The sequence below is a fragment of the Parashewanella hymeniacidonis genome, assembly GCF_016900895.1.
In the GTDB taxonomy this organism is placed as follows: Bacteria; Pseudomonadota; Gammaproteobacteria; order Enterobacterales; family Shewanellaceae; genus Parashewanella; species Parashewanella hymeniacidonis.
The window spans coordinates 1-7,724 of the sequence record NZ_JAFEUN010000151.1 but is presented as its reverse complement, the minus strand read 5'-3'; the positions used below and the strand labels follow the sequence as shown (position 1 = coordinate 7,724).

6 protein-coding genes, 1 rRNA gene and 2 pseudogenes are annotated in these 7,724 nt (G+C 39.4%); 4 read left to right on the top strand and 5 right to left on the bottom strand.

Going from position 1 to position 7,724, the window contains the following annotated elements:
* The first annotated feature begins 173 nt into the window (after nucleotides 1–173).
* The 4 genes from rrf to JQC92_RS23335 all read left to right on the top strand — a co-directional run bounded on the left by rrf (nucleotide 174) and on the right by JQC92_RS23335 (nucleotide 1,579).
* Nucleotides 174–289 (top strand): 5S ribosomal RNA (gene rrf, locus JQC92_RS20020).
* A gap of 351 nt (nucleotides 290–640) precedes the next feature.
* Nucleotides 641–943, top strand: a complete 303-nt coding sequence (tnpA, locus tag JQC92_RS20015; protein ID WP_205001302.1) for an IS66 family insertion sequence element accessory protein TnpA — start codon at nucleotides 641–643, stop codon at nucleotides 941–943.
* Nucleotides 940–1,155, top strand: a complete 216-nt coding sequence (tnpB, locus tag JQC92_RS20010) for an IS66 family insertion sequence element accessory protein TnpB (RefSeq protein WP_205001301.1) — start codon at nucleotides 940–942, stop codon at nucleotides 1,153–1,155. The genes tnpA and tnpB overlap by 4 nt, the downstream gene beginning before the upstream one ends.
* A gap of 208 nt (nucleotides 1,156–1,363) precedes the next feature.
* Entirely contained in the window at nucleotides 1,364–1,579 is a 216-nt protein-coding gene (locus JQC92_RS23335; protein ID WP_420851333.1) for an IS66 family transposase, read from the top strand.
* A 3-nt stretch (nucleotides 1,580–1,582) separates the two neighbouring features.
* Here the strand turns inward: JQC92_RS23335 and JQC92_RS22785 are convergent.
* The 5 genes and pseudogenes from JQC92_RS22785 to JQC92_RS22780 all read right to left on the bottom strand — a co-directional run.
* A pseudogene (locus JQC92_RS22785) lies at nucleotides 1,583–2,709 on the bottom strand (ISAzo13 family transposase).
* Between the two features lie 619 nt (nucleotides 2,710–3,328).
* On the bottom strand, nucleotides 3,329–5,056 hold the full coding sequence (locus JQC92_RS19990; RefSeq protein WP_205001299.1) for a potassium/proton antiporter: 1,728 nt from the start codon (nucleotides 5,054–5,056) through the stop codon (nucleotides 3,329–3,331).
* Nucleotides 5,057–5,167: 111 nt separating this feature from the next.
* Complete coding sequence (locus tag JQC92_RS19985; RefSeq protein ID WP_205001298.1) at nucleotides 5,168–6,148, bottom strand: cobalamin biosynthesis protein; 981 nt, start codon at nucleotides 6,146–6,148, stop codon at nucleotides 5,168–5,170.
* A 28-nt stretch (nucleotides 6,149–6,176) separates the two neighbouring features.
* Nucleotides 6,177–6,869 (bottom strand): 5'-methylthioadenosine/adenosylhomocysteine nucleosidase, encoded by a 693-nt coding sequence (locus JQC92_RS19980; RefSeq protein ID WP_205001297.1) that lies wholly within the window; start codon nucleotides 6,867–6,869, stop codon nucleotides 6,177–6,179.
* Nucleotides 6,870–7,603: 734 nt separating this feature from the next.
* A pseudogene (locus JQC92_RS22780) lies at nucleotides 7,604–7,724 on the bottom strand (IS110 family transposase); the annotation flags it as partial.

Below are 7,724 nucleotides of genomic sequence, written 5' to 3'. Positions count from 1 at the left end.
GTGAGGCTTAACCATACAACCCTAATGGGTTTTACTGAATGAAAGATTTCAGTGCAATTTGCTAAACCTTAGTTTGAATACAAAACACTTAATGAAGTGAGAACGCTCGAAAGAGCTTGAGATTAGCTTTCCGAATTATTAATTTACTGCAATTGCGATAAATACAGAATTTGTCTGGTGACAATAGAGCTGTGGAACCACCTGAATCCATCCCGAACTCAGTAGTGAAACGCAGCATCGCCGATGGTAGTGTGGGGTCTCCCCATGTGAGAGTAGGTCATCGCCAGACGCAAAATCAAAGAAGCCCTAGCAAAAATGCTAGGGCTTTTTGCTTTGGGGCAGTGCCTACGCTCACATGCAGCCCTTAGCTGCTGCGCAGTGTGGCCCCCTCAGTTCGCAGCACAGCTGCTCTCGCTACGCCAATGCAAAAAGCGTTGCTTTTAAATGCACACTGGCTTTGCCCCCATGTGAGAATTTATGTATGCGTGCGGTAAACCGCGTCTTCTCAGATTAAAAGCATCCCCATAAAATCTTTACCACTTTTCAATCGTAAGCGTGTAAGCGTGCGGTAAACCGCATCTTTTCAGAGTAAAAGCATCCGCTTAAAATCTTTGCCACTTTTCAATCATTGAGATGTGGCATGACAAATCGAAGAACACCAGAGCAATGGCAAGCGCTGATAAAGCAGCAAGGCGAAAGTGAATTAACCGTTACAGCTTTTTGCCGTAAACACAAATTGGCCATCAGTTGTTTTTATATTCACAAAGCAAAGCTCAAACAATCGTCTAGTTTTGCTCAAGCCGTTGTGACTGCTGAACCCGATAAACCCATTGCAGTTCAATCGTCAGTTATCAAACTCGAAACCAAGGTTGGTGATGTCATTTTTCCTGCATCTATCTCACCTAAAATCATCATCGCTGTTATCCAAGGGTTGCAATCATGATCATGTTTCAAGCGCCACCCAAGGTTTATCTTTACCGTGATTTCATTGACTTTCGTAAGTCGATAAACGGCTTGAGCATCATCGTTGAACAACAAATGGAACTTCGTTCCACCGATGGCAGCGTATTTGTGTTTTGCAACAAAGGCCGAGATAAACTCAAAATTTTTTCGATGCACAAGCAGCATAAGGCAAAGCTAAGTCTGGAAAAGTGAACGTTGCTTTGAGCTACATCCAAAAACTGTATGGAATAGAAAAATAGATAGCTGCGTTGCCAGTAAATGAAAAGCAGCAACTAAGGCAGTTGAAAGCTCAGCCAATACTGGCAGAGTTTAAAGCCTGGCTAGATAAGTCAGCACTGTAAGTATCAAAGAAGGGTAAGCTTGGCACAGCCACCACTTACAACTTGAACCAATGGGATAAATTATTTGGATACACCTTGATGACGGTTTACTTAATATCGATAACAATCGCGCTGAGCGAGCAGTAAAACCCTTCGTTATTGGCCGCAAAAACTGGCTGTTTAATGTTAATCATAATGGTGCTGAAACCAGCGCCATGCTTTACAGCATAATAGAAACCGCTAAAGCTAATGGATTTGTACCATTTGATTGCATCAACCACTGCTTAGGGATCTAGCATTTAATAATCTACCGTAACAGGTGTGATAGTAAGGTCCCACTTTGGTAACTCACTATTTCTGACTATTTTACTTTCCAGTTCTTCTTTTTCTCTGCCATCGAGTTTGACCCCTTTAGAGTAAACTTTATCGATCAAATTGACTACTGGGCTCATTGCTTTCCATGTCATTGTTTTTGTCCATTCTATTACCGTGTTGGCTGTACTCAGTAATGCGCCATTCCAATGTCTCTCTAACGATGACCAGACTCGTTCAATTGGATTATATTTACTATGATATGGCGGGTAGTAGACGTTTCGAACCTTTAATTTCGATTGCTCACTAAACGCTATTAATCTAGATAGGTACTGAGTACGACAGCCGCTATTTTCAGGGCCATTGTCTGAAAAAATAATGAGTTCTTCGACTTCTGGATTTTCACTTTTAACTAAATCCCACCACCATTCAATAGAGTCGCAAATGAAGTCACTTGTTTTACTTGAATTACCATAAAAAACATGAAATTGATCATTATCGAGGTTAAGAATTCCGAACGGAATCATTTTCTTTTTTATTTCCATATCATGATCTAATGCTTGAACAGCATCAGCACCACGAGATTGACCGTAACGGGAATACTCACCAACATTAACTGTCGCTTTACAATCGATGCTGATACGAATAACTTTTTTATGATCGGTTGTTTCTTTGTTGATTTTGTTTACGTTTTCAAAGATAGCGTCTGTTTGAGGGATTTTTTTTGAGGTTTAGTTTTTTGGACTCGTCGAAGTTTGTATCCCAGTCGATTTAATATGTCGTTAATGGTTCTTTCTTTAGGTAACTCTTCAGGTAGCCAGCCTTTTTCTTCAATTAGCTTTTTTCTGACCCCTTTCGCTGTAATTCGAGTATAAACAAACGTATTTTTTAACTTTGGGTCGGCTTGAGATTCAGGATCGACTAATGCTCTAATATCTCTTTCTAATTGAGGTTGACTCACTTCACTTCGAGGTTTTCCGTCATAGTGTCCGAAACATTCAAACCCCGTTTGTTCTTCATGAAGCCCAAGAGCAACAGCCTTCCGACACCAGCCGAACTCTGTTTCAGTTAAGCGTGGGCTTCCACAGCAGAAGGTTTTGGATACTTCAGCCATAAAAACTCTTTTCTCCATCCCATGAATTTTACTAGATGCAAGTTTAATTATCCGTTTGGACTCACTAGAAAGGTAAATTGAAGTAGACATTTGGCTGCAATCGTAAATTAAACTGTTTGGATTATACCTCGGTATAACCTAAGTCGCAGCATCCCTTAGAGCAATTGGCAAAATCACCACAAGATCTTGAATCACTACTTCCTTGGAATGTTGACCTTAACAAAAGCTAGATGTACTTCGTCACACGTTTACTCACAGAGCATTCATAATGCATGGTTATGTGATCTCTTAGGTTAGCGCAAGGCTGTTTTGGCTCTGATGATGCCGAATGCTTTATTTTCTAAACACATTATTTTCGTCACCATGTAAGTGCTTCGTAGTAATTATCTAATATTATTATTCTGAGAGTGTACTATTTTTCAGTGCGAGAGTGAGTTGGCCTTACAGAAGAAACGGGTTCATGAGAGAACCAGCTTATTATGATGTTACTGTTTAACTCTTAGAGAAAGAATCGAAGGTTTAGGCACTTTGCCAGTGCATCATAGGAAATACAGTCTATTAAATTCGACTTAGAATATTTTTAAATGGGTCATGTGCCTTAATAAGAATAAATTGTATTTTATTTAGGTAGTTGTATGCCGACACTTTTGATTTGATGGTCTTCAGCTTCAGCAACAATCCAGCGTAAAGATTTCCATTTAAATTGGTCACCTTTTACTGGAGAGTCACCGACGATTGAAGTGATGAGTTCATGTACTCTCCAGTTTATATTTTCTTCATCCAGTTCGAATGCATAGAGTGGGGCAAGGTCAGCAAGTTTGATTTCAGGATCGATAAAGAAATCACCTAAGAAACGAGTTGGATCTTGTGATGACTTAGACTCAGGAGGTTGGCTGAATAGCTCACTGAGAAGATTTAAGTGCTTTGGCATGCCTAATACACAAAGTGTATCATCGACCTCTAATTCTGTACTCCCTTTCGGGTGCAATAAACTATTTTCTCTGAACAGAGCGATAACTCTTGTTTCATCTGGCATTTCGAGTTTTTTTAACGGTTCGCCTATGCACCATTTTTGTGGCCCTAGTTTATAAACAAAAATTTCCCACTCAGATTTAGGGTATATTTCAACACCGGCCCGCGATATAGGTTCAGGTTTTGGTGGTAACTCTACCTTTGCTAATTTTGAAGCGAAGTTCAGTGATGTGCCTTGTACAATTAATGAAACTAGGACAACGAAGAAGGCAATATTGAAATACAGTTGTGCATTCGGAAGTCCTGCCATCATAGGAAATACGGCCAGAATAATGGGTACTGCGCCTCTAAGTCCTACCCATGAGATAAACCATCTTTGGCGTTTACTAAAGTGTTTGAAGGGAGCAAGACTGATCCACACTGAAATCGGGCGGGCGAAGAAAATCATGCCAAATGCTAATACGAGGCCAGGAATAATGATGTCATTTAATGATGAGGGAGTGAGAAGCAAACCAAGTATTAGGAACATACCAATTTGACTCATCCAGGTCATACCATCTAATACATTTAAAATGGCATGTTTGCCTCTTGTTGGGTTGTTACCAAGAATAAGGCCTGTAAGGTATATCGATAGGATGCCACTCCCACCTAAGTCTGTGCTGATAGCATAGATGATTAAGCCACCACTTATCGCCAAAATTGAATATAAACCTTCATCTAATTGAGTGTGATTAATCAGTTGCCACAATAGCCACCCGCCACCGAAGCCAAGACCAATCCCTACTGAAAAATGTTTAAAGAAGTTCCAGACTAGCATCCAAGCAGTGTGTTCTTGTCCAAGTGTGGAAAGTAGGCTGATGAGAGTTACAGTTAAAAATACCGCCATTGGATCATTACTACCAGATTCAATTTCTAATGTGGCGCCAACTCTTTCGTTTATGCTTCTCCCTTTTAAAAGTGAAAACACCACAGCAGCATCTGTGGAGCCTACAATCGCACCAATTAATAAACCTTGTAAAAGTGTTAGATCAAAGAGCCATTGTGCGAGCAAGCCTGTAAGTAGAGTTGTAAGAGCAACACCTATTGTTGCTAAGGATAGGGCTGGCCAGAGAGCGACTTTAAAACTGGCAACACGTGTACGCATACCACCATCGAGCAAAATTATGGCAAGAGCTAAATTGCTAATGATGTAGGCAAGCGAGAAGTCATCAAAATGAATACCGCCGATACCATCCACTCCGGCCATCATACCTACGACCAGAAACACTAATAAGATCGGCACGCCTAGGCGGGAAGAAACTGGGCTGAGCATGACACTAATAGCAATAAGTGTAGCGCCAATGAAAAAGAGATTGTTGATGGTTTCTTGTCCCACTTTTTCTCCTCTTTACTCTGATGAGTCTATAGCATAGTTAATCTAAATCGGCTTCACAATCTCCATTTGTCTATTCATTTTTACCATGTATTTATGACAAACGTTATATCATTAAAAAGACTTTATTGAGAAAACGAAATGACTGAATAGATAAATCATGATTCCAGCAACCATTAATACATTCATTGAACTAAATTTTTGTTGTGCTTGAATGACGTTTTGAGGGGTTGGATGAGCCCCATATTTAAATTTAGGCGTTGATTGTTTTTGTTGCTGATATATTCGTGGTCCGCCAAGCTCTACGTTAAGTTTAATCGCAGTTAACTCAATCACTTTTGAATACACCCCATATTTTGTTTTATGCATAACTGAGCTCATTAGCTGTGTCAGTGCTTTCATATTAGTGACAGAAAAGAGTAGGAGGTAAACAGAATAAGGAATGATAAAAATGATCTGATTAATTAAGAAAGGCAGTGCTGAAAAAGATTTAAACGCTGAGTTAGTTTGTGGCCACGCATAATCGAGTTGCTTAAATAGTGCAGTAATCATAACTGCATCAATACCACCGGCTAAAAAGCTAAATATGACCAAACTGCTCGATGTGCTTGAAATTTGTGCCATCTTTTCAATGCAGGCTTTACTCAAGCCAACTGGAGATAAACTGGTTGTCTCTCGTTGACACCACAGTGAAAGATTGTGTTTGGCCGAATCTGTGTGGCCTTCATGAATGAGTACAGCGATGCGCCTAGACTCTCTAATAAATCCGTTGTCGGCAAGGCAAATAAAGAGTATTAGTGCTTCAAAAAAGAATGGAAAAGCGGCTAATTCGATAAAAAAAGAAATAATGAACCAAATTGGAAAAACAAGAAAAATAGATGAAAGGCTTCCTGCAATCGCTTTTTGTTGAGCTGAGCGTTGAGGTCGATTCACTTTTGACGAAAATCTTTTCGCCATTTCGATGTAAAAATATAAAGGCTGATACTTTCGAGGGATTCTTATTAGCGAAGATAAGATCACCATCAAAAGTAACAAGCCAATGTTTTGATAAAAGGCTAAATCCGTTTGTATTGCTCTTAAAAAAGTATCAAACATTGGCTCACTATTATTCCTTTACCAAAAGTTACAATAACTCCACTAATGCTAGTACAACCAATGCTGAATGTTGGCCCGCTTTTACAATGTATGAATCAAAATCAACAGCTGAGTCACTATTGGCATTGTCTGACAAAGAACGGATTACAACAAAAGGGATGTTGAATTTATGGCAAACTTGAGCAATCGCTGCGCCTTCCATTTCACAAGCAGCCATGGTTGGGAAGTTGGCTAACATCGTTTTTGTACGCTCTGGATCGCATACAAAAGTATCGCCAGAACAGATTAGGCCTAGCTTGGATTTAACTTGTCCGACTTTTTCAATGGCGCCTTGAGTCAGGTGTAATAAATGATCATCAGCTTTAAATGCTGCAGGATTTTGCGGTAGCTGACCGATTTCATAGCCAAAAGCAGTAAGATCTGCATCATGATGGCGAACTTCAGAAGAAACAACAATATCACCGATATCAAGATCATCATCAAAACCGCCTGCCGATCCCGTGTTAATAATTTTCTCAGGGTTAAACATTTGAATAAGTAGAGTCGCCGCCATACTTGCTGCAACTTTGCCAATGCCAGAGCGAGTAATTACCAGCTCATGGTTTGCGTATTTGCCACTGACAAATTCAATACCAGCAATAGTCTGAGTTTGTTTGTTTTCTAATACTTCAATTAAGTGAACTACTTCCGGCTCCATAGCGCCGATTACACCGATTTTCATGTTTAAACCTGTATAAAAATATATAAGTCTCTAATTTACCATAGACAGTTTGTAACCCAAAGAATTTGGATGAGTACTATTATTTATAAAAACTGTTCCTTTGAGGTAGATTACATTGAGTATTAAACAAAGTGACAAACTAGAAGCCAGTATTTACGATAATCAAAATGCTACAGAGCATCTTACTCCCTCAAGTAGTACTTTTATGAGTGAAAATAAAATATGGTCGTACTGCGAAAGTAAATCAACTTGTTCTAGCAAGTTTATAGGAGTAAGCACACCCATGCCTTTAGCTGAGCCATATGATACATCTATTAGAGATTCACTGACTATAATGAATAAGTATGCCCTTGAAGCCGAAGAATCCTATTCGAGTAGTACTTCATCAATGCAAATAGTAAGTCAGCTATTCTATGGCGCACATGAAAAGAATGTAAATTTCATTCAAATTAGTTGTTGTTTAAAAAAGTTCACTACTGAAGTTCACTCCTCTAAGCTTTATGGTTATTTGAAAGATCTTAATGCATGCATACCTAATTCGAAACGCTTTATATTTGTAGCCCAGCCAAAAACAAGCCTAGAAGAGCAAGTCGTAGAGTATGTTTTGGGGGTTCACGATTCGACTCAAGTAAAACGTTATAATGAAAAGGGTGAGACACTTTCCTCACACAGTTTACTGAGAGAGATATTCCACCCTGTTCAAGTGTTCCAGGTTGTTGGTTCTATATATACCCATTTTCTGCATCCTCTAACACAAATGGCAATTCGGTCGTGAGCTTTGCCATTCCTTTAGGAAAAACAATCCCAAATTCAGCTAACAAACCGCGAATTTGATTTCCTAGTGCCGTTCGGCTT

Coding starts and splice junctions, on each gene's coding strand:
- JQC92_RS19985 (WP_205001298.1), bottom strand. CDS start 6,148: ATGTTTGATACTTTTTTAAGAGCAATACAAACGGATTTAGCCTTTTAT.
- JQC92_RS19980 (WP_205001297.1), bottom strand. CDS start 6,869: ATGAAAATCGGTGTAATCGGCGCTATGGAGCCGGAAGTAGTTCACTTA.
- tnpB (WP_205001301.1), top strand. CDS start 940: ATGATCATGTTTCAAGCGCCACCCAAGGTTTATCTTTACCGTGATTTC.
- tnpA (WP_205001302.1), top strand. CDS start 641: ATGACAAATCGAAGAACACCAGAGCAATGGCAAGCGCTGATAAAGCAG.